The following is a 21,316-nucleotide window of genomic DNA, read 5'->3' as shown; positions in this document are numbered from 1 at the left end:
GCCTTGGGTGCCGGTGCGGCTGTTCTCTTTGTTAGCCATGGTCTTCAAGCCTCGTATGACTTCAGGATGCACGGCGCTGGGCCGTACATAGCTTCGGAGTTCGGCGATATCGAGGGATTCGTTTTATTGCCGCACGTTCGGACCGGTGGCGTTAAATAAGGGAAGGTTACGTATTTGGTGCGCCAAGCGACCGCCCGCCTCACTCGGCATCGGGTGCATCGAGCCGCGCCTGGCGGCGACCCAGCCAGGCGCCGGTGCCGGCCCAGCCCAACGCGATCGCCGCGCCAATCAGCATCGCCAACTGCGGGTGCTCCGCGATCACATCCAGTGCCCTCTTGAGCCAGCCGCTGAGGGCGTCACCGCCGCGGTAGACCACGGTGTCGATGAAGTTCTTGGCTTTGTACTTGTCTTCTGCCGACAAAACGGTGAAGAGCATCTCCCGTCCCGGCCGGACCAGCGCATATTCACCGGCCCGGCGCACCACCATCACCACCACGAAGGCGGCGAACACCGGGGCAACTGCCAGCCAGACAAAGCCTGCGGCCATGATCAACGGCACCGCCACCAGCAATATGCCCACGCCCATCCTTCGCGCTAGCCGCCCCGTCAGAAACACCTGCGTGAGAATCGCCAAGGCCTGGACCACGGTGTCGATCAGGCCGAACACCTGGGTTTGCCGGGTGCGGTCGGTGAAGGTCTCGCTGACGATGCGCGCCTGTTCGAAGTACAGGAACGTGCTGACACTGGCCAGCAGCACCACGAACAGCGCGATGCCCAACAGGTAAGGAGCGCGCAGCACGGCGGTAGCCCCCGCGAACGGGTTGCCACCCAACGGCTTGGACGTCGAGCGCTGCAGATGGGCCGGCAGCGGATGACGGTCTCGCCAGCGCTGCAAAAACAAGGCAGCGCCGGTGCTGCCTAGCAAACATAGCCCGGCCAGTACTAACAGGCCTGCATGCCCCAGCGGGCCCACCAGCAAGGTACCCAGGATCGGCCCGCAGAGGCCGCCCAGGCTGGCACCTGATGCCAGCAGGCCAAACAACCGTTTGCCTTGTTCGGTGGCAAACAGGTCGGCAAGCACGCTCCAGGCCAGTGAAATGGTCAGCAAGTTGAACACCGACAGCCAGATATAGAACGCGCGCGCAGTCCATACATCGTCCGGGGCCCGGGAAAACAGCACCGCGAACAGCAACAGGTTGCTGGTGAAGAACCCGTAGGTCCAGGGCAGGATTTGCCGCCGCCGCACCTTGGATGCCAGCCAGCCGAACAGCGGCAGACATGCCAGGGTGGCGACGAAGGTGCCGGTGAACAGCCACTGCAGGTTATCCACGCCACCGGCCACACCCATGGTCTCGCGCACCGGGCGCAGCATGAAGTAGCCGGTGAACAGCAAGTAGAACAACAACAACCCGGCAACCACCGCCGGCCCTTCACCCGGTTGTATGTTCAGCCCTTGGTCCAGACGCCGCCGCCAGCCTTGCATGGTGTCAGCCGAACTGTTCGATCAGCGCCTGTTGCTGCGCCTGGCTGAGCAATGGCGTATGCCCGGCCTTGAGCTGATCGAGCTGGCGATCAGGGCGGCTGGTGGCGGGAATGACCGTGGTCACTGCCGAGTGGCTGATGGCGAACTTCAGAAACAGCTGTGCCCAGCTGCCGATACCTACTTCCGACGCCCAGCCAGGCAACGGTTGGTCCTTGACCCGGGCAAACAGCCGGCCGTCATCGAACGCCCGGTTGATCAGCACCGCGACGCCCTTGTCTTGGCACAATGGCAGCAGCTCACGCGCGGCCTGTGGGGCGTTGACCGAGTAGTTGATCTGAATGAAGTCGAGCGGTTCGCTACGTACGATCCTGGCCACTTCATCCTGGCCGCTGTTCAGGTAATGGGTGATGCCGACGTAGCGGGTCTTGCCTTGCTGCTTTAGTTCACGGGCGTAAGGCAGTTGGGTCTGCCAATCGCGCAGGTTGTGGATCTGCAGCAAGTCGACTTTGTCGGTGCGCAAGCTGCGCAGGCTGCCTTGCCACTGCGCTTGTGCGTCGGCCTGGCTGTTGGCGGCGATCTTGGTGGCTAGAAAGCACTGCTTGTGCCAGCCCCCCTCTTCCAGCAACTGGCCCAGAATGCTGTCGGCCCCCCCGTAGTTGGGCGAGGTGTCGATGACCCTGCCGCCACCTTCGAAGAAGGCCCTGAGCACCGCGCCGAGCTGTTGGTACTGAGGCGAGCCGGCCTCGACCTCGAAACTGCCAGAGGTACCGGCACCGATGACCGGCAAAGCCTCGCCGGTGGAAGGGATAGTGCGCGTCAGCAGGCCACTCGCCGCCCCAGCGTGCAGCCAAGGGCTTGCGGCCAGCAACCCCAAGGCTGCACCGGCGCGTAGGACATCACGACGTGCATACATGGAAAAGCCCCCGTCATGAACCGGAAACTTTCAAGGCTAGCCGCTCTACCCCGCCTCGGCGAGTGATTCTGTATCTGGATGTTAGCGATCAGGCCTGCAACAGCAGGCGCAGGTCCAGGCCGGTTTCACCCATCGGCGGGCACCAGTAATAACCACCGGTCAGTGGCCGGCTGAAACGGTAGAGGCCGTCGATGATGCCGTCTTCCAGGCCGCTCATGCGCCGCAGTTGCACTTCGAAGGCATCGAAGCTGTGGCCCAGCGCCACGAAGGCAAGGCCAGCACCGCGGGCGTCAGCCCAGGCGACCGAGCGACGGACCATGAACGCCTCAGGTTCGAAGCTTTCCTGGGCGGTACGTTTGACGTGCGCGGACGCCGGAGCGTCGTCAAGCTCTTCGTTGTCGCTGAGGCGGCGGCCGATGATGTTGTCCTGGTCCGCCTGGGGCAGCGACTTGAAGTACTCCAAGTCATGCTTCCACAGTTGGAACGCGGCAAAGCTGGAACCGTTGAGGCCAGGGGGCGCGTCGTCAACGATGGCGGCTTGCACGGCGTCTTCGTCCACCGGGTTCTCGGTGCCGTCTTCATAGCCGGTCAGGTCGTGGCCACCCCGGTGCAAAAAGCCATCGACGCTGTCTGCCAGGCGCAACGCCGGTGCCAGCGCGTGTTCCAGGGCCTGGGCCCGCAGCAGCAGGTCGCCACGCTCGTTACCCCGCAGCCACAGCCACAAGGCGTGCTGGGTGCTGGGGTTCTCCACGGCGGCGTCCAGCAGCGGGAAGGCACGCAAACCCGGCACGTCACGGCCCAGGGCCTTGGCCAGGGTCGCGCCGACGCCCAGGATCAACTGTTGGCCGTCGACCTGCGGCAGCAAGGCGTCGAGTGCGGCGGGCAGCGCTTCGGGCGAGTGCAGCGTGAAGAACAGGTGGCGGGCATGGGCCGGCACCGGCGTGGCAAGCAGACCTTGCTGAAACGGCATGACAGGCTAATCCTCGGTAAAAGCGCGCATGCTACTGCGCCGGGACGCCCATCGCAACGCGGCATGCAGACGCTGCGCACGGTGCACTCGGTAACAAAAGGTTACCAAGAGGTGGCGCTTTGCAATTAGCTATCACTACAGTGCCACCTACACTCCTCGGAATCCTTTGTGCGACTCCCTGATCCGAGAGCCCCTTCATGACTGCCTCGCCCCTGCTCACTGCATTTCTGCCCCTGGCCCTGGGCATCATCATGCTCGGCCTCGGGCTGTCGCTGACCCTGGCCGATTTCGCCCGTGTGGTGAAATACCCCAAGCCTGTGGTGATTGGCCTGGTCTGCCAGATCCTGTTGCTGCCGCTGGTGTGCTTCCTGATCGCCAACGGCTTTGGCCTGGAGTCCGCCCTGGCGGTGGGGCTGATGCTGCTGGCGGCCTCGCCGGGGGGGACCACGGCCAATCTGTTCAGCCACCTGGCCCACGGCGATGTGGCATTGAACATCACCTTGACGGCGGTCAACTCGTTGATTGCGATCCTCACCATGCCGCTGCTGGTGAACTTGTCGCTGGGCTGGTTCATGGCCTCGGACCAGGCCATCCCGCTGCAGTTTGCCAAGGTGTTGCAGGTGTTCGCGATTGTCCTGCTGCCGGTGGCGCTGGGCATGTTGATCCGCCACTTTGCCCCGCGCTTTGCCGCACGCATGGAAAAGCCGATGAAGCTGGTGGCGGCGCTGTTTCTGGCCTTCACCATCATCCTCGCGCTGGCCAAAGACTGGCAGACGGTGGTCGAGTACGCCCCCGTGGTAGGCCTGGCTGCCCTGTTGTTCAACGTGCTGAGCCTGGCCGTAGGTTACTGGGTGCCCCGGCTGTTGAAGATTCCCAAGCGCCAGGCCATCGCTATCGGCATGGAAATCGGCATCCACAACGGTACCCTGGCGATCGCGCTGGCCTTGAGCCCTTCGTTGCTGAACAACGCCACCATGGCGGTGCCGGCAGCGCTTTACAGCCTGATCATGTTCTTCACGGCGGCAGGGTTTGGCTGGTGGGTGAGCCGCGGGCACGTGGCAGAAACCGTTGAGGCTGAGGGCAACGCGGTCAACTGACCGCAGTGACGGTCAGGGCCGCTCGCGTCGGTCGCGCAACTGGCGCTTGAGCACTGCAAGGGGCGGAGCGTAGAAAAAGCCGAACGACACGCTGCCTTGCCGGCCTTTGACCGCATGGTGAAGCCGGTGGGCGCGATGCAGGCGCTTGAGGTAGCGGCTGACTGGCCGCGGTTTTTTCGGCCAGTGGCGATGAAAGAAGCCGTCGTGGGCCAGCACATACAACAGGCCGTACCCCGCCACGCCCCCACCCACCCACTGCAAGGGGGCGTACCCGGCTTTACCCAGCGCCACCAGGCCGGCGGCGATCAGCCCCAGCGCAAGCAGGTAAATGTCATTGGTCTCGAGCATGCCCAGGTGTGGCTCATGGTGCGAGCGGTGCAGCCACCAGCCCCAGCCATGCATGATGTACTTGTGCGCCAGTGTGCCGACACCCTCCATGGCCACCAGTGTGCCGAGCAGCACGGCGAGATTGAACAGCATGTAACGGGTCCGGGTGATCGCAAGGGAAGGCGCAAGGTTACCGACTACCCGCCTATTTTTCCATGCAGGTGTGACGGGCTGTAGGCACTTTCCTGATGAAGCCCTTGTCATGTTTTTACCCTTGACCTCGCCTATCTCGGGGCGTAAGGTCCGCGACGCAATTTCGCATCCCCAAACAGGAGTCCTGCATTGGACAGTAGCCCCAGTCGCTTGCGACAGGCCCACTTGGCGAGCTAGTCCGGCAGTGCCCTGCCACTGTCTCGCCGTCATGGCTTGATGGTGGATTTCTTCAGCCCCCGTGGCTGCAGCCTTCCTCTTTTCTTCCCTTCTGTGGTCCTGCGCATTTTCTGGTTATTCAACCACGCCAACACCAGGTGGCGTTCATGCGGGCGTGTGCCCGTGGAAGAGGTTTGCTATGGATTGGAAAGTCTTTCTGCTGCGCGTCAGCATCGCCCTGCTGCTGGGTGCCCTGATCGGCGCCGAGCGTCAACTGCGTCAACGCCTCACGGGCTTGCGTACCAATGCGCTGGTCAGTACCGGCGCTTGCCTGTTCGTACTGATGACCCAGGCCGTACCGGGCATGGCCCCTAACGATGCCTCGCGCGTGGCCGCTTATGTGGTGTCGGGGATCGGCTTTCTCGGGGGCGGCGTGATCATGCGCGACGGTTTCAACGTGCGCGGCCTGAACACTGCCGCCACGCTGTGGTGCACGGCCGCCGTTGGCGTATTGTGCAGCCTTGGGCTGCTGCTGGAAGCGACACTGGGCAGCCTGGCCGTGTTGTGCGCCAACATCCTGCTGCGCGATATCGCCCAGCGCCTGGACCGCCAGGACATTGTCCCGGCCACTGAAGTGGAGCAGCGTTTCGAAGTGCGGGTTGTGTGCCGTGCCGAGGATGAAATCCAGGTTCGCAGCCTGATGCTGCACAGCCTCGGCGACCCGGAGCTGCGCCTGCAATCGCTGCACAGCGAGGACTTGCCCAACCCGGCGCGCCTCGAAGTACGCGCCGAACTGCTGGGCAACCCGCAGGCACCGGCGCAGCTGGAACGGCTGGTCAGCCGGGTGAGCCTGGAAAAAGGTGTAAGCTCGGTGCGCTGGCAGTTGCAGCCGCAAGAGGTGGCGGCAGACTGACGCCCACCCATCCCACGGTTTGCAGGACCCGACTGTGCATATACGCCCTACCCTCACCCGCGATATCCCCTGGCTGGCCGAGGTCGAGCGGTCAGCCGCTCAGGCCTTCACCCAACTGCCGGCGCTGGCGTGGCTAGCACAAGGTGATGTGCTGGACAGCACAGCGCATCAAGGATTCGTCGATGCAGGCGCAAGCTGGCTGGCGGAGGGTGACGCCGGGCAGGTCCTGGGCTTTGTGTGTGCACGGCGGGAGCAACAGGCATTGCACATTCATGAAATTTCCGTGCGCCGGGAGGCTCAAGGGCAAGGGATCGGGCGCCTGCTGCTGAATCAACTGGTCGATGCGGCGCAAGCAGCAGGCGTTCGGGAACTGACCTTGACCACCTTTGTCGACGTGCCCTGGAATGCACCTTTCTATGCACGCTTTGGGTTTGAAACTATTGATGAAGGCCTGCTGTGCTCGCGGCTGGGTAACATCCTGGCCAACGAGCGTGCCCACGGGTTTGTCGGGCGTTGTGCAATGCGCATGAGCATCGGTTGAACAGCGCCTGCCTTGCTCGCCCTTAATGGGCGATCATGGGTCTACACCTGCCGCGGCATTGTTCGCCACGCAGTAACCGTCCCGCCCCTGCCCCTTGGCCTGGTACAACGCGCTATCTGCCGCCGCCATCAGTCGCTCGGGCGTCATGGTTTGCCGAGCTGGGTCGCCGATCGCGATTCCGGCACTGAACGACACCCGCCCCAATGGGCTGCCGCCATGCTCGATCACATGGCGACGCAGCATATGCTGTATTTCCTGCACGACAAGCTCGGCACCCGGCGCATCGGTGTCGGGCATTAATAGCGTGAACTCCTCGCCACCAAAGCGCACCGCCAGGTCTGCCGGGCGCTTCAAAGCCTGTTGCAGCAGCTCGGCGAAACGCTGCAGGCATTGGTCGCCGGCAAGGTGCCCGTAACGGTCGTTGTAAGCCTTGAAGTAGTCGAGGTCGAGCATCACCAGCGCTACTGGGTAACCTTGCCGTCGAGCCCGCCGCACCTCGGGCTCGAACACCGCATCCAGCCGGCGGCGGTTGCCAAGGCCGGTCAGGCTGTCGGTCAAGGCCAGGGATTTCAGCGTCTGGTGCGCCTGGTGCAGTGCGCGCTCTATCACAATGCGTTCGCGCAGTTGGCGCAACACTACCCCGCCGAACGCTGCCAACCCCACCAACAACAGCAACAATACGGCCACTGATTTGATCGCGTCGTGCCGCCAGGGCGCGACAATGGATTCCCGCGACAGGCCAGCCTCTACCACCAACGGGTAACTCGACAGCGCCCGGTAGGCATATAGGCGAGGTGTGCCATCGACTACCGCCACTGCCTCGACCAGCCCTTCATCGGCATAGGGCAAGTGGTTGCGAAAGACTTCGCTTTTGGCCAATGTGCGCCCAACGACCCTCGAAACGAACGGGCGACGGACCAGAATCGTGCCGTCACGCTTGGCCAGTACCAGCGCGCCACGCTCGTCGATCTTGAAATCGCCGTAATAGCGCACGAACCAGTCCACTTTGATCGTGCCCAACAGCACCCCGGCAAAATGCCCGTCGGGGTATTCCAGGCGCCGCGAGATGGGAATGATCAAGTCGCCGGTCGAGCGGCTGCGCACCACCGAACCGATGCGTACCTGCCGGTCACGATGATTACGGTGGTAAACGAAATAGTCGCGGTCAGCATTGTTGAGGTTGGGCGGTAGGGTCGCCTGGTCGGTAACCAGCCAGCGGCCATCCGCGCCATACACGAACAGCCCGTGCAGCTGCGGCATGAGCGCTTTTTGTCGCGCGAGCAACGCCTGCAGGCGCGGGCGGTTCATATGCTCGAAACCATCGCCCTCCAGGCGCTCGGCCAAGGACGCGCTGACGACATCCACTTGGCGAATGGCGTCCTCGGCGTGTTGCGCCGTCGCCCGAGCCAGGTTGGTCACCATGTTTTCGGCATTGCTGAACGCGTGACGGTAATCACGCCAGATACGCCAACCTTCCACCATCACGAAGGCCAGCATCACCACCACCATGAATGCCAGGACCTGGCGGAACAATGCCACGGCGCGGCCCTCGCCCGCTACCGCGAGGTGCCCATCGTCATCCTGTTTCCTGGCTGCGCACATCCTATTCCCTTGTCGTCTCGCGTTCGCCGCTTATGACTATAGTTCAGCGCTGCTTACGCGAAGCCAGCTCGATCCACACCGGTGCATGGTCGCTGGCCTTGGGTTCGTTGCGTACCCAGGCATCCACGCCTGCGGTCTTGAGGTAAGGCGCAAGCTCAGGGTTGAGCAACACATGATCGATACGCAACCCGGCGTTACGCTGCCAGTGATTGCGAAAATAGTCCCAGAAGGTATAAACCCGCTCGTCAGGGTGCAGGTGGCGCAGCGCATCTGTCCAGCCCTGGTTGAGCAAACGCTGGTAGCAATCGCGGGTCTCAGGTTGCAGCAGCGCGTCCTTGAGCCAGGAGCGCGGGTTATAGATGTCGAAATCGGTGGGGACGACGTTGAAATCGCCGGCTAACACTGCCGGGTGCCCGCTCTTTTGCAAACTGGCCGCATGGTCGATCAGGCAGTGGAACCAGCGCAGTTTGTAGTCGAACTTAGGCCCGGGTTGCGGGTTGCCGTTGGGCAGGTAGAGGCAGCCGATGATCAGCCCCTGCACGGCTGCCTCCAGGTAGCGGCTCTGGGCGTCATCCTCCATGCCGGGTAGGCCGCGGCGCACTTCGAGTGGCTCACTGCCACGCGCGAGAATGGCAACGCCGTTCCACGAAGGCTGCCCTTGGTACAAACACCCGTAGCCCACTGCTTCAAGCGCTTCACGCGGGAACTGCTGGTCGGGCGCTTTCAGCTCTTGCAGGCAGGCAATGTCAGGCTTCTCTCGCTCTAGCCAGGCGATCAATGCCGGCAATCGGCTGCGAATGCCGTTGATATTGAAGGTGGCGATCTTTAGCGCTTTCATGCGTCAGGGTCGTCGACATGCGCCTGTACTGCATCTTCGAGCGCGTTGATGTGCGCCTGGTCGGCCAAGGCCTTCAGCTGCAACCAGTCATCCCAGTCGATGGCGCCGTCATCACGCAGGGCTTCGGCGGTGCGCACCAGTTCATGATGATAGGCATCTGGCGATTCGCGGCGGTAACTGATGTCGTCGTACTGCGCGTACCAGGCCTCAAGCTCGGGAATGCTGCGTTCGATGCTCATGTACGTGGCTCCTCGCTACCCGCTTTGAATGTGTGAGCGCAGGTCTTGGCCAACGTTCAACCACGCTGAGAAAGCAGAGGACAGAAAGGCGGTGCTGAACAACTACCGTGGAGAAAAAGCTGTGGCAAAGCGTCGATAATGTGACTACTACGGACTTCTGCGCTCAGCGCTACTATCGCTCCTCACGGGTGTGCCACAGTCGCAGCAGGTAAATAGTGGAGTCCACGATCTCGTAGCGCATTTCGTAATGACCTATCTGAATTCGGCGCACATCCCGGGGCTCGAACTCTTCTAGACGTTCACCAATGCGCGGGTTGGCGATCAACGTGGTCGGCGCTGCTGTAAGTTGCTGAACCGTGCGTGCAGCGGCAGGTTGATTCACAGATGCAAGAAACTCGTACAGCCTGGCAATGTCGGACAGCGCCTTGCTTGTCCACTTCAACACCATCAGCGCGGTACCGGCAACGGAGTATCGGTGCTGAGGCTGTCAGCCCAGGCCTGCACAGCTTGGTGGTCAATCACGCTACCCGCGTCAACATCAGCCAAGGCCTCTCGGGTCAGGCGGCTACGCTCTTCTTCTTGGTCTATCCAGGCGGACAGGGCCTGCTTGACTATCCAATTTTTGGAGCGCTCAAGACGCTCTGCCATTAAATCGACTTTTTGGGCGAGTTGCTCAGGGACATGAGCTGTGACAGTACGGGTTTTCGCGGCAGTTGCCATGATAGGGTTGCTCCTGAACATTACGTGATTCAAAGTTAATCATAGTGAGTAATCAAGTGCCGTCAAGAGCACTTTCAGGTGCTCAACTGCGCTCGACAAGCGCTCAATGCCTCATCGCGCTCTAGCAGCTCATCCTCCAGACGCTGCACTTGGCGCACCTGTTCGGCATACAGCTCGCGCTTGTCTTCCAGGTTTTGCGTTTGCACATCCAACTGCCGCCGCATTTCCTCGGTCGCCCCTTGGGCTTGAGCCAAAATCGTTCGCAGGCCCTGAATCTGCGCGTCCCGCTGTTCAAGCAGTTCGTCACGTGCCTTGCGTTCGTTGGTGGCCTGGCGATGCTCGCCGAGCAAGCGCTCGTTATCACGGTGCAGGCGGGTCAGTTCGTCCTGCTTGACCATCATGCCCTGCTGCAGTTGCCTTACTTCTACTTGCAGCTGTTGCAGTTGCGCCTCGTGGCGGCGCTGGTCCTGCTCGCGCTGTTCGCGGCTGGCGCTGCGGTAGTGTTCCAGGGCATCGCGGGCGTGGCGGTGTTTGTCTTCGAGTGACCGCACCTGCTCTTCCTTGTCGTTCAGGCGCAATTGCAGCTCGCCCAATGACTGGTTGAGGCTGGCACTGCGCAGTTGCTCAGCCTGCAAGGTGCTTTGCGTGGAAAGCAGTTTCTCCGATTCGGCAGCCAGTGCCGCGTCTTGGATCTTTTGCTGTTGATGCGCCGCAGCCAGCGCTTCTTGGGCCAGCTGCAATTGTGCTTCGAGCTGTTCGCGTTGCTGGGTGAAAACGCTTTCGGCCTCTTCGATGCGTATATCCGCCTCTTCCTGCAGCTGTGTTGCCAACTGCCCGACAAACCGCCCAAGCGTATCGCTCAACCCAGGGGCGCCCGCCGTGGCCACGGTTTGCTGGCCATTGAGCTCCTTCAAGTAGCGATGAATCGTGCTTTTCGAGCCGGTGTTGCCCAGCTCGATACGTACCGCATCGATGCTGGGGTTCTCCCCGCGGGCGATCAGCGCCTGACGCGCTTGCTGCACTACCACCTTGTTGATACCGCCCCGGGCCATGCGTGCTCCTACGATTTTGTACTGGAATACGTAATATGTAATTACGTACTAATTTTGACCGGTCAGCACCTCTAATTCAAGTGCTATCTAACATGGAATAATCACGGCTTATCGCATGTGAAGGGCTGAATAAGCGGTTTTTGACTAGGAAACGCGTACACGAAGCGCAGAAAGCAAAACGCCCCGCCTGGCAAAAGCCAGCGGGGCGTTGCATTTGAAGCGTGCAGCGGTGTCAGGCCAGGCGTTCGACCTGCGCCGGCGTGCGCCGCATCAGCACCTTGCCGTTGCGCACCGACACCAGCGCATGCCCCTGGCTGCGCACCATCTCGTAGTCATCCGGCGCCGACAGCAGCAGCAGGTTCGCCGGCCGCCCCACCTCGATGCCATAACGCTCCCCCAGGTTGAGCGTGCGGGCGCTGTTGTCGGTGATCAGGTCCAGGCAGCGTTGCAAGTCTTCATAGCCGAGCATGTGGCAGATGTGCAGCCCGGCCTCAAGAATGCGCAAGATGTTGCCATTGCCCAACGGGTACCACGGGTCGACGATCGAGTCCTGGCCAAAGCACACGTTCATACCTGCCCGGTCGATCTCCGCCACGCGGGTCACGCCGCGGCGCTTGGGGTAGCTGTCGAAGCGCCCTTGCAGGTGAATGCTCTCGGTCGGGCACGAGACGAAGTTGATGCCCGACAACTTGAGCAAACGGAACAGCTTGTAGCAGTAGGCGTTATCGTAGGAGCCCATGGCCACGGTGTGGCTGGCCGTGACCCGGGCGCCCATGTCGCGCACCCGCGCTTCTTCGGCCAGCACTTCGAGAAAGCGCGACTGCGGGTCGTCGGTTTCGTCGCAGTGCACGTCCACCAGGCAGCCGGTTCGCTCGGCCAGGTCCATCAGGAACTTGACCGACGACACGCCCTGGTCGCGGGTGTTTTCGAAATGCGGAATGCCGCCGACCACGTCGGCGCCGATGGCCACGGCTTCGGTCATCAGCGCCCGGCCGTTGGCGTACGACTCGATGCCCTCCTGCGGGAAGGCGACGATCTGCAGGTCGACCAAATGGCGCACCTCCTCACGCACTTCGACCATGGCCTTGAGGGCAGTGAGCTTGGGGTCGGTGACGTCGACATGGGTGCGCACATGCTGGATGCCGTGGTCCACCAGCATATTGATGGTCTTCTTGGCGCGGCCCTTGATGTCTTCGTGGGTGGTGATTTCCTTGCGCTCGGCCCAGCGTTCGATGCCTTCGAACAACGTGCCGCTCATGTTCCACTTCGGCTCGCCGGCCGTCAGGGTGGCATCCAGGTGAATGTGCGGCTCGACAAAGGGAGCAACCACCAGGTTCTGTTTGGCATCCAGGTCATCAGCGCCGCCTGGTGCCACCGGGTGGGCCTGTGGCGTGATGCTGGCGATGCGGTCACCGTTCAGTTCGATGCGAAACAGGCCAGCCTTGCCTCGCAGTTTTGCGTTGATGATGTTCATGGCGTTACTCCTTGCCTTGGGCTTCGGTCATGCGCCACACCAGCATGGCGACCGAAGCATTCATACGGAAAAGCGGGTCGTCCAGCGACTGCCCGCTCAGGTGTTCGATGCGTTGAATGCGTTGATTGATGGTATTGCGGTGCAGCCCCAAGCGTTGCGCGGCCTTCAGGCCGTTGCCGTTTTCCTTGAGCAAGCCATCGAGGGTATGCACCAGTGTATTCGGGTGCTTGCGGCCGGGCGCGATCAGCGGCCCTAGTGTCTGGGCGACGAAGTCGTCGATCAACGACCGATCGACGATCCCTTGCAACAAGCGCAGCACGCCCAGCTCGCTGAAATCGCAATAGCCATTGGTGGGACGCAGGTTTTGCGCCACTTCCAGGGCCTGGCGGGCCTCGTTGAGCGCGCGGCGGTAGTGCGCGCAATCTTCCGCGAGGCTCGACAGCCCCATATAGAGGCCCAGCTCCCCTGCCACGCCCGCCAATTGCCGGTGCAGCGCGGCCAGCGTAGCAGGCAAGCCCAGTGCATTGGGCAGCAACAGTACGAACAGGTCGCCCGGCAAGTGGGCCGTCACGGTGCCCGGCCGGCTCCGGCACCAGGCCTCGAGCTGGTCTTCAAGGGCTTGGCGAATGCCTTGCCACAAGCGCTCGCCTTGGGCCAGCCCATGGCGCTCGAATACGCCATCGACGCCCGACAAACGCAGCGCCAGCAGGCGTCGCGGCTCGTCCAGCGCCAGGGCCAGGTGCGTTGCCCGTTGCCGGGCGATGGCCAGGCTTGGGTAGTCGCCGGTCAACAGCTGCCCAAGGATGTCGTTGCGCGAGCGCCGCACCTGGGTCATCTGCACCAGGGCCGTGCCGATCAGGTGGGTGACCACGACCATTTTCAGCGCATAGGGCTGCTCGATCAACGGCAAGCCCAGTTGCTCGGCGCGGGCAACCACCGCTGGCGGGATAGCCTGGATGAAAGTGCCGCCAGTGAGGATCACCAAGCCGGCAATACCCACGGCCTCGCCGTCTTCCACCAGGCTCAGCAGGTTGGCCTCGCCACGCGGGTGGTTGATGCCGGTGACGAACACCAGTTCGCCGCCCATCACCCACTCGGCGATGCCCTCGTTCTCTGCGACGTAAGGCCAGCGCACCCGACGCTGCAGGTTGCGTGCGCCTGCGCGCACGGTCATCTCCTGCAAGCCAGGCAGGTGCAGAATGTCTTCCAGTGCCAGGCTCACGGCTCGACACCGGCCTCGCCCACCACCCGGCGTCGGCCGCTCAGTTCAAGCAAGAGGATGTAGCACAGCGCCGAGGCAGCAATACCTACCAACGGCGCAACCCACGGCGAGGCATACGCCAGTACTGCGCCGACGGCATAAGCACAAAGCCCCCTCAGGTTGTAACGTGGCAGGGTGGCTGTGGCCAATGCGGGATACTGGCCACGGTGGCGATACCAGAAATCGGCCATGATCACCCCACCTACTGGCGGGATGACCGAACCCAACAGCACCAGAAACGGAATCAGCAATTCGTACATGCCGCCAATCGCCAGCACAATGCCCACCCCTGCCGCCACCAGCGTCGCGGTCCGCCGCCGCTCACTGCGCAGCAGGTGGCAGGCAGCTGCCGACACGTTATAGATGGTCGGGCCCTGGATGGTCCAAAGGTTCAGGCAGAGCATCACCACCGCCGCGAACGACAGGCCCTGCAGCATCATCACCTCGACGATGTCGGCCTGCTGATACACCATCGCGCACCAGGCACCGGCAACCACCATCAGGCCGTTGCCCAGCAGAAACGCAACGATGCTGGCAACCACCGCCACCCGCCCGCTGCGTGCCAGGCGTGTCCAGTTGGTGGCCTGGGTGGCGCCGCTGGCGAAGGTGCCGAAGACCATGGTCACGGCCGCCGAAAAGGTCATGGTCTCGTGTGGCACCACCGCGGTAAGGCCAGCAAAGCCACCGGCATCGTGAGTGGCGATGTACATCGACACCAGCAATAGCAAGAACATCAAGGGCACTGATACCCGCGACAACAGGTCCAGCCCTTTGAAGCCGATAATGGCCGTAATACTGAAGCCCAGGCCGAACAGCACCATCAGCGGCACAGTGAAACCGCCCGCCAGGCCCAACAATTTGACCAGCACGATCGCTACGGTCGCGGTGCCCCAGGCGTACCAGCCCAGTTCAGCGAACCCCAGCAAGAAGTCGGAAAGTCGGCTGCCCGCTTCACCGAAACAGAAGCGGCCCATCAACACCGTATTCAGCCCACTGCGTGACGCGATGAACGCCAGGGTTGCGGCGTATAACGCCAACAGCGTGTTGCCGACCGTGGCAACCCACAGCATGTCGACGAAGTTGAAGGCCATGCCCAATTTGCCACCGGCGAACATCGTGCCAGTGAAGAATGTGAAGCTGAACAGCACCATCGCTATCGGTAGCAGGCCCTTGCGGGACGACTGCGGGGCTTCGCAAAGCGGGAATTCGGTTGGTGAGCTCATTGCACGGGGCTCCGGGTGGTAGACGGGAGCAGGAAGAGCAATATGCGGGCCGGTTTTACAAGGGCTGGAAACCGAAGCGCAACGGGCGAACAGCACAGACAATACTGTGCACTCTGCACATTTAAGCATCGAATGAGGCGAGATGATGTGTGCCAGCTGCCTTGATTTGAGGCATTTACGCACCAAAGGTGAACAGCGCTGAGTAGTTTTCACCCATGCTTCAGCCAGGGCTTTAGCCCGCAAGGCCCCAGCGTCACGGGCAAGCACACGCCTTAAATGCATTATTCAAATATCAGCGCTAATTTTTATTCGTAAAAATAATAATAAAAATAGATCAAAACAGTATTTCTTCCCGCCCCTACCCCCTTGCTACAGTCCCCTCAGACCCGACCCCTCGCATGGTGGAGGCCCCGATTCATCCACCTGCGAGCCCTGCCCTTGAAACGGCGGACATGGCAGAACGGATGATCGGCAAACGATCATTTCCTCCGTGAGGTACTGCCATGAGCCAACCTGCTGCGCGCCACAGTGTCGCCCGCCTGCCCAACCGTGATAATCGCCTGCAAATCACCGTTCCACCCGCTTTCAGCGACCCGTTCGCCGAGCGCCTGCACCGCAAGCAGCGCCTTGCAGCGTCCTATCGGCTGTTCGCCGAACTGGGCTTTGAAGTAGGCTTGGCCGGCCATTTCACGGCACGCGACCCGATCGAGACCGACCACTACTGGATCAACCCCTTGGGTGTGCCGTTCTCGCACATCCGCACCCGTGACCTGTTGCGGGTAAACGGCGAAGGCCAGGTGGTCGAAGGTGACGGCCTGCTTAATACCAGCGCCCTTGAGCTGCATTATGCGTTGCAACGCGCCCGGCCTGACGTGGTGGGTATTGCGCATCTGCATGGCTTCCATGGGCGGGTCTGGTCAGCGCTGGGGCGTTTGTTCCAGCCCATCACTGCAGAGTCGTCTGCCTTCGCCGGTGAGCAGGTGCTGTTCGACCGCCACGCCCTGCGCACGCCCGAAGGCGGCCTGCTGCAAGACCGCGACCAAGTGGCACAAGCGTTCGTCGAAACCTTCGCCGACAACAACCTGCTGGTCTGGCAGAACCACGGCCTGTGGACCACGGGCCAGACTGTGGAAAGCGCCGCCTGGCGCTTCATCCTCGCCGACGACAGCGCCCGCGCCCACCTGCTGGCTTACGCTGCCGGCCAACCGCGTATCCCGGACCTGGACGAAGCCCAAGTCGACCCTGCCCAGCGCGAGCTGTTCGGTTGGCTAAACTTCCTGCCGCTGTGGGACCGCATCGTCCAGCAACAACCCGACCTGTTGGACTGAGGCGCACCCCATGGCAATCAGCATCAGCCGCCGCACCTTCCTACGCCACAGCGCCATTGCCGGGCTGGCCGTAGGCTTGGCCCCCGCCCTGGCACGCGCCAATGAAGCCTTGCGGGTTTGGCGCTACAAGGGCCAGGCCGCGAGTTTTCTCGCCGACGCGGGCCAAGCGCAAACACCCTACCCGCTGCACTGGGTAGACGTGCCCGGGGGCGCCATGGTGCTGGAAGCCTTTGCCAGCAACAGCCTCGACTACGCCTTCATGAGCCCGGTGTTGCCGCTGTTCGCCAGCGTGGCCGGTAACCCGCTGGTGTTGATCGCCAGCTACCAGGGCGAGCAGAACCGCAGCAGTGTGATCGTCAAACGTGGCAGCGGCATCGCCTCCATCGCTGACCTCAAGGGCAAGCGCGTGAGCTTCGTCCGCGCCACCGACACCCACTACCTGATACTCAACCTGCTGCGCGACAACGGCCTGACCCTTGCCGATATCCAGGCCAGGCCCATGCCTGCCCGGGATGCGCTGGTGGCATTTCAAAACGGCCACCTGGACGCCATCGTCGCCGGCGGTATCGGTGCCCTGCAAGCGCAGACGGCCATGGATGGCGTGGCGCTGGCCGACGCCAGCCCCTATCACTGCGGCAACTACCTGATTGCAACCACCTCCCAGGCGTTGCAGCAGCCGGGCAAACAGGCCGCCATTCGCGACTTTTTGCAGCGCGAAAAAGCCACTTGGGACTGGGTCGAGCACAACCCCCATGAATGGGCTGCACGTAACCAAGCCCTTACCGGGATTTCCAGCGACCTCTATTTGCAACAGTTCGCGCAACGTCAGCAGCCCTGTCGGCTATTGCCCGTCAGCGAGGCAGACATCGTTGCCCAGCAACACATCGCCGACCTGTTCCACGACAGTGGGCTGATCCGCCAGGCACTGGATGTGCGGGGCTTCTGGGACGACCGCTTTACCCCCTTGCTCAGCGGCTAGAGACCCGCCGCGGCACACCGTACCGGCGCGCGCCGGACGATTCACAGGCACCTCAGCCACGGGAGCACCGGACCTCCTGCGGGCCAGGCTGCGCCTGCACTGCGTGAAACACCTTATGAGAGCCCGTTCGATCGCACATCCAGGGCCTGATCTGCCAATCGAACCCAAGGAACAGTCATGAAGTCTGTGTTTACCCCTTTAACGCTGGCACCCGCCGTATTCGCTGGCTACCTGCTCACCCCCCTGGCCATGGCAGCGGAGGATGATGCCGCCCTCGACACGGTGATCGTCACCGGCTCGCGGGGCAGCGAAGTGCGTACCGTCACCAGCAGCCCGGCACCGATCGACGTCATCGACAGCAAGCAACTGGAGCAAACCGGCGAGTCCAGCCTGCGCGGTGCCCTGCAGAAAACGCTGCCATCGTTTTCCCAGCGCCCTTCCGGCTCGTCCAATGACAGCATCGCCCGGCCCTATAGCTTGCGCGGGCTTAACGGCTCCAACGTACTGGTGCTGGTCAACGGCAAGCGCCGCCACAACAGCGCAGTGATCAACCTCGACTCCACCGCCGCCTACGGGACCAACCCGGTGGACCTGGACATGATCCCCATCAGTGCCATCGACCACGTCGAAGTACTGCGCGACGGCGCCTCGGCGCAGTACGGCTCCGACGCCATCGCCGGGGTGATCAACATCATCCTCAAGCAGCACGACAACGGCGGATCGGCCAGCACCCAGTACGGCCAATACTATGAGGACGGCGACGGCGGTAACCTGCGCCAAACCCTCAACCAGGGCCTGGCCCTGGGCGACAACGGCGGCTTCTTCAACTATGCGTTGGACGCCAAGTCGGTCCAGACCGCCACCCGCTCACGCGCCGCCACCGGCAACCTGTATTTCGCCGGCGACCCCCGCAACGACACCGCCGACCGCGAAGTGCAAAAAAACGGCCTGCCCAAGATCAAGGCCATCAACCTGTCGTATAACGCCGAACTGCCGGTGAGCGACGCACTGACCCTGTATTCCTTCTCGACCTTCAGCAAGCGTGATGCCCGCGGCGGGCAAAACTACCGCCGGCCCAATTCCACCAACATCATCCCTGAGATCTACCCGGACGGCACTGCCCCCTTCTACACCCTGGAAGAAACCGACTACCAGGCAGCCGCCGGTGGCAAGGGTGAATTCGCCGAATGGCACTGGGACCTGAGCTCCACCTTCGGCCGCGACAAAGGCCAAGCCGGTGCCGACGAAACCCTCAACGCCTCGCTCGGCCCGACCAGCCCGACCCGCTTCGACACCTATACCAATACCTTCGACCAGTGGACCAACAACCTCGACCTGACCCGCGCCTTCGAGGTTGGCCTGGCCAAGCCCTTGCAGGTTTCCTGGGGCCTGGAACACCGCCACGAACGTTACAAGACCGAGTCCGACGACCCGCTCTCGTACATCAACGGCGGCTACTTCTACCCCAGCGGCCCCTTGGCCGGCCAACCGGCAGCGGTGGGCGCCCAAGGCGCCATTACCCTGACCCCGGAGGATGAAGGCCAACTCAGCCGCAACAGCTACGCCAGCTACCTCGACCTGGGCCTGAACCCGACGGAAAAACTCTGGCTCGGCGTGGCCGCGCGCTTCGAAAAATACGATGACAGCAGCGGCAATACCCGCAGCGGCAAGTTTTCCGCACGTTACGACTTCACCCCAACCTTTGCCCTGCGCGGCACCCTCAGCAACGGCTTTCGCGCCCCGTCGCTGTCGCAGTCGGTCTACGCCCAGACCGCCAACCAGTACACCACCGTCGACGGTGTGGCGCAGTTCGTCGAAGCCAAGACCGTACGGGTGGATTCGCCGTTGGCCAAAGCCCTGGGCGCCGAAGACCTCAGCCCGGAAAAGTCACGCAACATCAGCCTCGGCCTGACCTGGCAACCCTTGCCGCAGGCCAGCGTGACCCTGGATGCCTACCAGATCGAAATCCGCGACCGCATTGCCTTGACGGGCTTCCTTTATGGCAACGGCGTCGATCAGCAACTGGTCGCCAACGGCTACAAGCCAGGCTACCGCGTCAAGTACTTCACCAACGCAGCTGACACCACCACCCGTGGCGTCGACCTAGTGGCCGACTACCGCGTCGACTACGGGCGCTTTGGCCGGGTCAAGTACGGCCTGGGGGTCAACTACAACAAGACCATCATTGACGACATCAAGCAGACACCGGCATCGCTGCGCGCCGCAGGCAACAACCTCGAACTGTTCGACCGCGTCGCCCAGGGTTACCTGACCGTGGCCAACCCCAAGACCAAGCTGATCCTCAGCGCCAACTGGCAGATCGAGCGCTTCACCATCAACGCCGGCCTGACCCGCTACGACAAAGTCATCGCCCGCGACGCCAACCCCGATTATGACGTGACCTACGGCGCCAAGTGGCTGACCGACCTGGAAGTCGCCTACGCCCTGACCGACCACTTCGATGTCGCCGTGGGTGCCAACAACCTGTTCGACGTGCGTGCCGACAACAATGGCTACCCCGCCGGCGATACCAATGGCTTCCCCAAGTTCGGTGCCATTTCGCCGTTCGACCCTTACGGTGGCTTCTGGTACACGCGCATCGCCTACAACTTCTGACCCACCCACACAGCGCCCGCCGTGTGTGGCGGGCGCCAGGAGAAGCACCATGAGCCACGGCCCGTTCATACTCGGCGCGTTCATCCCCGGCACCCTCAGCGGCAGCGCCTGGCGCCTGCCGGAGGCACCGCGCGATACCTTCAAGAGCCTGGAGCATTACCAATACATTGCCCGCAAGCTGGAAGCCGGGCGGTTTCACGCGCTTTTTTTCAACGACACCCTCGACGTCAAACTCGACCTGGCCCTGCAGCGTGGCCCCAACAGCGTGCGTTGGGACCCTTTGATCCTTGCCCCGGCGCTGGCCGCCAGCACCCGCCATATCGGCCTGATCGCCACGGCCAGCAGTACTTATAACGAGCCCTACAACATCGCCCGCAAATACGCTGCACTGGACCACCTGAGCGGAGGCCGGGCCGGCTGGAACCTGGTGACGTCGCTGGGCGGCGGCGAAAACTTCAACCGCCAGGAGCACGTCGAACACGATGACCGCTACGCCCGTGCCGAAGAGTTCTACGACGTGGTCAGTGGCCTATGGGACAGCTGGGCCGACGATGCCTTTGTCCAGGACAAGGCCAGTGGCACCTGGCTGGACATCGACAAACTGCATGTGCTCGAACATCAAGGCGAACACTTCCAGGTGCGCGGGCCGCTCAACGTGGCGCGATCGCCGCAAGGTCATCCGGTGGTCGCCCAGGCCGGCGCTTCTGTAGCTGGCAAGCGGCTGGCGGCGCGGGTTGGCGAATTGATCTTCACCGCCCAGCACACCATCGCCCAAGGCCAGGCGTTCTACCAGGAGACCAAGCAGGCCGCCGCCGGTTTCGGGCGCCGTGCCGATGCACTGAAAGTGTTGCCCGGCGTCTCGCCGGTAGTGGGCAAGACACTGGCTGAAGCCCAGGCCAAGTACGACCGCCAGCAAGAGCTCTTGGAACCCAAGGCCTTCCTCAGTTCCATCTCGCGCTTCGTCAGCCTCGGCTACGACCTCTCGGAGTTGCCCTTCGACGAAGCAGTGCCCCTGCCCCCAGAGACCTTCACCACCAACACCCACCAGAGCCGGCAAAAGCTGGTGTTCGACCTGATCCGCCGCGAGCGGCCAACCGTGCGTCAATTGTTCAACCAACTCACCTCCGGCGGCCATCGCATCCTGATCGGCACCCCGCAGAGCATCGCCGATGACCTGCAGGCCTGGTACGAAGCCGGCGCCGCCGATGGCTTCAACATCATGTTCAGCGGCCTGCACTCAGCCATCGATGACTTCGTAGATGGCGTGGTCCCAGAGCTGCAACGCCGCGGCCTGTTCCAGCGCGAATACGCCGGCACCACCCTGCGGCAAAACCTAGGCCTGCCTTACCGCGCCAACCGCTTCTTTTAAGG

The 21,316-nt window shown here is 62.6% G+C and carries 20 protein-coding genes; 7 read left to right on the top strand and 13 right to left on the bottom strand.

Annotated elements, in window-relative coordinates:
• Positions 1-199 precede the first annotated feature (199 nt).
• From AB7M33_RS23120 to AB7M33_RS23110, 3 genes are all read right to left on the bottom strand, one after another.
• Entirely contained in the window at positions 200-1,483 is a 1,284-nt protein-coding gene (locus tag AB7M33_RS23120) for an NTP/NDP exchange transporter (RefSeq protein ID WP_099429368.1), read from the bottom strand.
• Positions 1,484-1,487: 4 nt separating this feature from the next.
• Positions 1,488-2,396, bottom strand: coding sequence for an aldo/keto reductase (locus AB7M33_RS23115; RefSeq protein ID WP_454243713.1), 909 nt, complete (start codon positions 2,394-2,396; stop codon positions 1,488-1,490).
• Between the two features lie 88 nt (positions 2,397-2,484).
• A complete protein-coding gene (locus tag AB7M33_RS23110; RefSeq protein ID WP_085272827.1) occupies positions 2,485-3,366 on the bottom strand; it encodes a Dyp-type peroxidase in 882 nt (293 codons plus the stop codon).
• 197 nt (positions 3,367-3,563) lie between these two features.
• Between AB7M33_RS23110 and AB7M33_RS23105 the strand changes: the two genes are divergently transcribed.
• Positions 3,564-4,463, top strand: a complete 900-nt coding sequence (locus AB7M33_RS23105; protein ID WP_027593198.1) for a bile acid:sodium symporter family protein — start codon at positions 3,564-3,566, stop codon at positions 4,461-4,463.
• Between the two features lie 12 nt (positions 4,464-4,475).
• Here the strand turns inward: AB7M33_RS23105 and AB7M33_RS23100 are convergent, their stop codons facing one another.
• A complete protein-coding gene (locus AB7M33_RS23100) occupies positions 4,476-4,943 on the bottom strand; it encodes a sterol desaturase family protein (RefSeq protein WP_027593197.1) in 468 nt (155 codons plus the stop codon).
• Between the two features lie 415 nt (positions 4,944-5,358).
• On the opposite strand from AB7M33_RS23100, the gene AB7M33_RS23095 reads away from it, so the two are divergent.
• Both AB7M33_RS23095 and AB7M33_RS23090 read left to right on the top strand, forming a co-directional pair.
• Positions 5,359-6,072: an MgtC/SapB family protein gene (locus tag AB7M33_RS23095; RefSeq protein ID WP_099429372.1), complete on the top strand. Its 714-nt coding sequence runs from the start codon at positions 5,359-5,361 to the stop codon at positions 6,070-6,072.
• 34 nt (positions 6,073-6,106) lie between these two features.
• On the top strand, positions 6,107-6,613 hold the full coding sequence (locus AB7M33_RS23090) for a GNAT family N-acetyltransferase (RefSeq protein ID WP_454243712.1): 507 nt from the start codon (positions 6,107-6,109) through the stop codon (positions 6,611-6,613).
• Positions 6,614-6,646: 33 nt separating this feature from the next.
• Here AB7M33_RS23090 and AB7M33_RS23085 read toward each other — a convergent pair whose 3' ends face one another.
• From AB7M33_RS23085 to codB, 9 genes are all read right to left on the bottom strand, one after another.
• Complete coding sequence (locus AB7M33_RS23085; RefSeq protein ID WP_454243711.1) at positions 6,647-8,215, bottom strand: sensor domain-containing diguanylate cyclase; 1,569 nt, start codon at positions 8,213-8,215, stop codon at positions 6,647-6,649.
• Positions 8,216-8,258: 43 nt separating this feature from the next.
• Complete coding sequence (gene xth, locus AB7M33_RS23080) at positions 8,259-9,053, bottom strand: exodeoxyribonuclease III (RefSeq protein ID WP_265967533.1); 795 nt, start codon at positions 9,051-9,053, stop codon at positions 8,259-8,261.
• Positions 9,050-9,292, bottom strand: a complete 243-nt coding sequence (locus AB7M33_RS23075; protein WP_099429376.1) for a hypothetical protein — start codon at positions 9,290-9,292, stop codon at positions 9,050-9,052. The genes xth and AB7M33_RS23075 overlap by 4 nt, the downstream gene beginning before the upstream one ends.
• 172 nt (positions 9,293-9,464) lie before the next feature.
• On the bottom strand, positions 9,465-9,740 hold the full coding sequence (locus AB7M33_RS23070) for a type II toxin-antitoxin system RelE/ParE family toxin (protein WP_454243710.1): 276 nt from the start codon (positions 9,738-9,740) through the stop codon (positions 9,465-9,467).
• Positions 9,740-10,012, bottom strand: a complete 273-nt coding sequence (locus tag AB7M33_RS23065; RefSeq protein ID WP_027593190.1) for a CopG family ribbon-helix-helix protein — start codon at positions 10,010-10,012, stop codon at positions 9,740-9,742. The genes AB7M33_RS23070 and AB7M33_RS23065 overlap by 1 nt, the downstream gene beginning before the upstream one ends.
• Before the next feature lie 74 nt (positions 10,013-10,086).
• Positions 10,087-11,064, bottom strand: a complete 978-nt coding sequence (locus AB7M33_RS23060; RefSeq protein WP_454243709.1) for a DNA-binding protein — start codon at positions 11,062-11,064, stop codon at positions 10,087-10,089.
• Between the two features lie 232 nt (positions 11,065-11,296).
• Positions 11,297-12,538, bottom strand: a complete 1,242-nt coding sequence (gene codA / locus AB7M33_RS23055; RefSeq protein WP_275744336.1) for a cytosine deaminase — start codon at positions 12,536-12,538, stop codon at positions 11,297-11,299.
• A 4-nt stretch (positions 12,539-12,542) separates the two neighbouring features.
• A complete protein-coding gene (locus AB7M33_RS23050; RefSeq protein ID WP_454243708.1) occupies positions 12,543-13,760 on the bottom strand; it encodes a PucR family transcriptional regulator in 1,218 nt (405 codons plus the stop codon).
• A complete protein-coding gene (gene codB, locus AB7M33_RS23045) occupies positions 13,757-15,022 on the bottom strand; it encodes a cytosine permease (protein ID WP_454243707.1) in 1,266 nt (421 codons plus the stop codon). Before codB ends, AB7M33_RS23050 begins: the two co-directional genes overlap by 4 nt.
• A gap of 503 nt (positions 15,023-15,525) precedes the next feature.
• On the opposite strand from codB, the gene AB7M33_RS23040 reads away from it, so the two are divergent.
• The 4 genes from AB7M33_RS23040 (at position 15,526) to AB7M33_RS23025 (ending at position 21,314) form a co-directional block, all read left to right on the top strand.
• Complete coding sequence (locus tag AB7M33_RS23040; protein ID WP_454243706.1) at positions 15,526-16,350, top strand: class II aldolase/adducin family protein; 825 nt, start codon at positions 15,526-15,528, stop codon at positions 16,348-16,350.
• Between the two features lie 10 nt (positions 16,351-16,360).
• Positions 16,361-17,329, top strand: a complete 969-nt coding sequence (locus AB7M33_RS23035; RefSeq protein ID WP_454243705.1) for an ABC transporter substrate-binding protein — start codon at positions 16,361-16,363, stop codon at positions 17,327-17,329.
• Positions 17,330-17,506: 177 nt separating this feature from the next.
• On the top strand, positions 17,507-19,945 hold the full coding sequence (locus tag AB7M33_RS23030) for a TonB-dependent receptor plug domain-containing protein (RefSeq protein ID WP_454243704.1): 2,439 nt from the start codon (positions 17,507-17,509) through the stop codon (positions 19,943-19,945).
• A gap of 49 nt (positions 19,946-19,994) precedes the next feature.
• On the top strand, positions 19,995-21,314 hold the full coding sequence (locus AB7M33_RS23025) for an LLM class flavin-dependent oxidoreductase (RefSeq protein ID WP_265967528.1): 1,320 nt from the start codon (positions 19,995-19,997) through the stop codon (positions 21,312-21,314).
• Positions 21,315-21,316: the final 2 nt, after the last annotated feature.

The sequence above is a fragment of the Pseudomonas sp. Y3 TE3536 genome (assembly GCF_053629175.1).
This window is presented reverse-complemented; position numbering and strand designations above follow the sequence as displayed.

Excerpts from the sequence above, each read along its gene's own strand:
- AB7M33_RS23065 (WP_027593190.1), bottom strand. The coding sequence starts at position 10,012 with ATGGCAACTGCCGCGAAAACCCGTACTGTCACAGCTCATGTCCCTGAG.
- AB7M33_RS23100 (WP_027593197.1), bottom strand. The coding sequence starts at position 4,943 with ATGCTGTTCAATCTCGCCGTGCTGCTCGGCACACTGGTGGCCATGGAG.
- AB7M33_RS23115 (WP_454243713.1), bottom strand. The coding sequence starts at position 2,396 with ATGTATGCACGTCGTGATGTCCTACGCGCCGGTGCAGCCTTGGGGTTG.
- xth (WP_265967533.1), bottom strand. The coding sequence starts at position 9,053 with ATGAAAGCGCTAAAGATCGCCACCTTCAATATCAACGGCATTCGCAGC.
- AB7M33_RS23030 (WP_454243704.1), top strand. The coding sequence starts at position 17,507 with ATGAAGTCTGTGTTTACCCCTTTAACGCTGGCACCCGCCGTATTCGCT.
- codA (WP_275744336.1), bottom strand. The coding sequence starts at position 12,538 with ATGAACATCATCAACGCAAAACTGCGAGGCAAGGCTGGCCTGTTTCGC.
- AB7M33_RS23040 (WP_454243706.1), top strand. The coding sequence starts at position 15,526 with ATGAGCCAACCTGCTGCGCGCCACAGTGTCGCCCGCCTGCCCAACCGT.
- AB7M33_RS23060 (WP_454243709.1), bottom strand. The coding sequence starts at position 11,064 with ATGGCCCGGGGCGGTATCAACAAGGTGGTAGTGCAGCAAGCGCGTCAG.
- AB7M33_RS23025 (WP_265967528.1), top strand. The coding sequence starts at position 19,995 with ATGAGCCACGGCCCGTTCATACTCGGCGCGTTCATCCCCGGCACCCTC.
- AB7M33_RS23070 (WP_454243710.1), bottom strand. The coding sequence starts at position 9,740 with ATGGTGTTGAAGTGGACAAGCAAGGCGCTGTCCGACATTGCCAGGCTG.
- AB7M33_RS23110 (WP_085272827.1), bottom strand. The coding sequence starts at position 3,366 with ATGCCGTTTCAGCAAGGTCTGCTTGCCACGCCGGTGCCGGCCCATGCC.
- AB7M33_RS23075 (WP_099429376.1), bottom strand. The coding sequence starts at position 9,292 with ATGAGCATCGAACGCAGCATTCCCGAGCTTGAGGCCTGGTACGCGCAG.
- AB7M33_RS23035 (WP_454243705.1), top strand. The coding sequence starts at position 16,361 with ATGGCAATCAGCATCAGCCGCCGCACCTTCCTACGCCACAGCGCCATT.
- AB7M33_RS23120 (WP_099429368.1), bottom strand. The coding sequence starts at position 1,483 with ATGCAAGGCTGGCGGCGGCGTCTGGACCAAGGGCTGAACATACAACCG.
- codB (WP_454243707.1), bottom strand. The coding sequence starts at position 15,022 with ATGAGCTCACCAACCGAATTCCCGCTTTGCGAAGCCCCGCAGTCGTCC.
- AB7M33_RS23085 (WP_454243711.1), bottom strand. The coding sequence starts at position 8,215 with ATGTGCGCAGCCAGGAAACAGGATGACGATGGGCACCTCGCGGTAGCG.
- AB7M33_RS23095 (WP_099429372.1), top strand. The coding sequence starts at position 5,359 with ATGGATTGGAAAGTCTTTCTGCTGCGCGTCAGCATCGCCCTGCTGCTG.
- AB7M33_RS23105 (WP_027593198.1), top strand. The coding sequence starts at position 3,564 with ATGACTGCCTCGCCCCTGCTCACTGCATTTCTGCCCCTGGCCCTGGGC.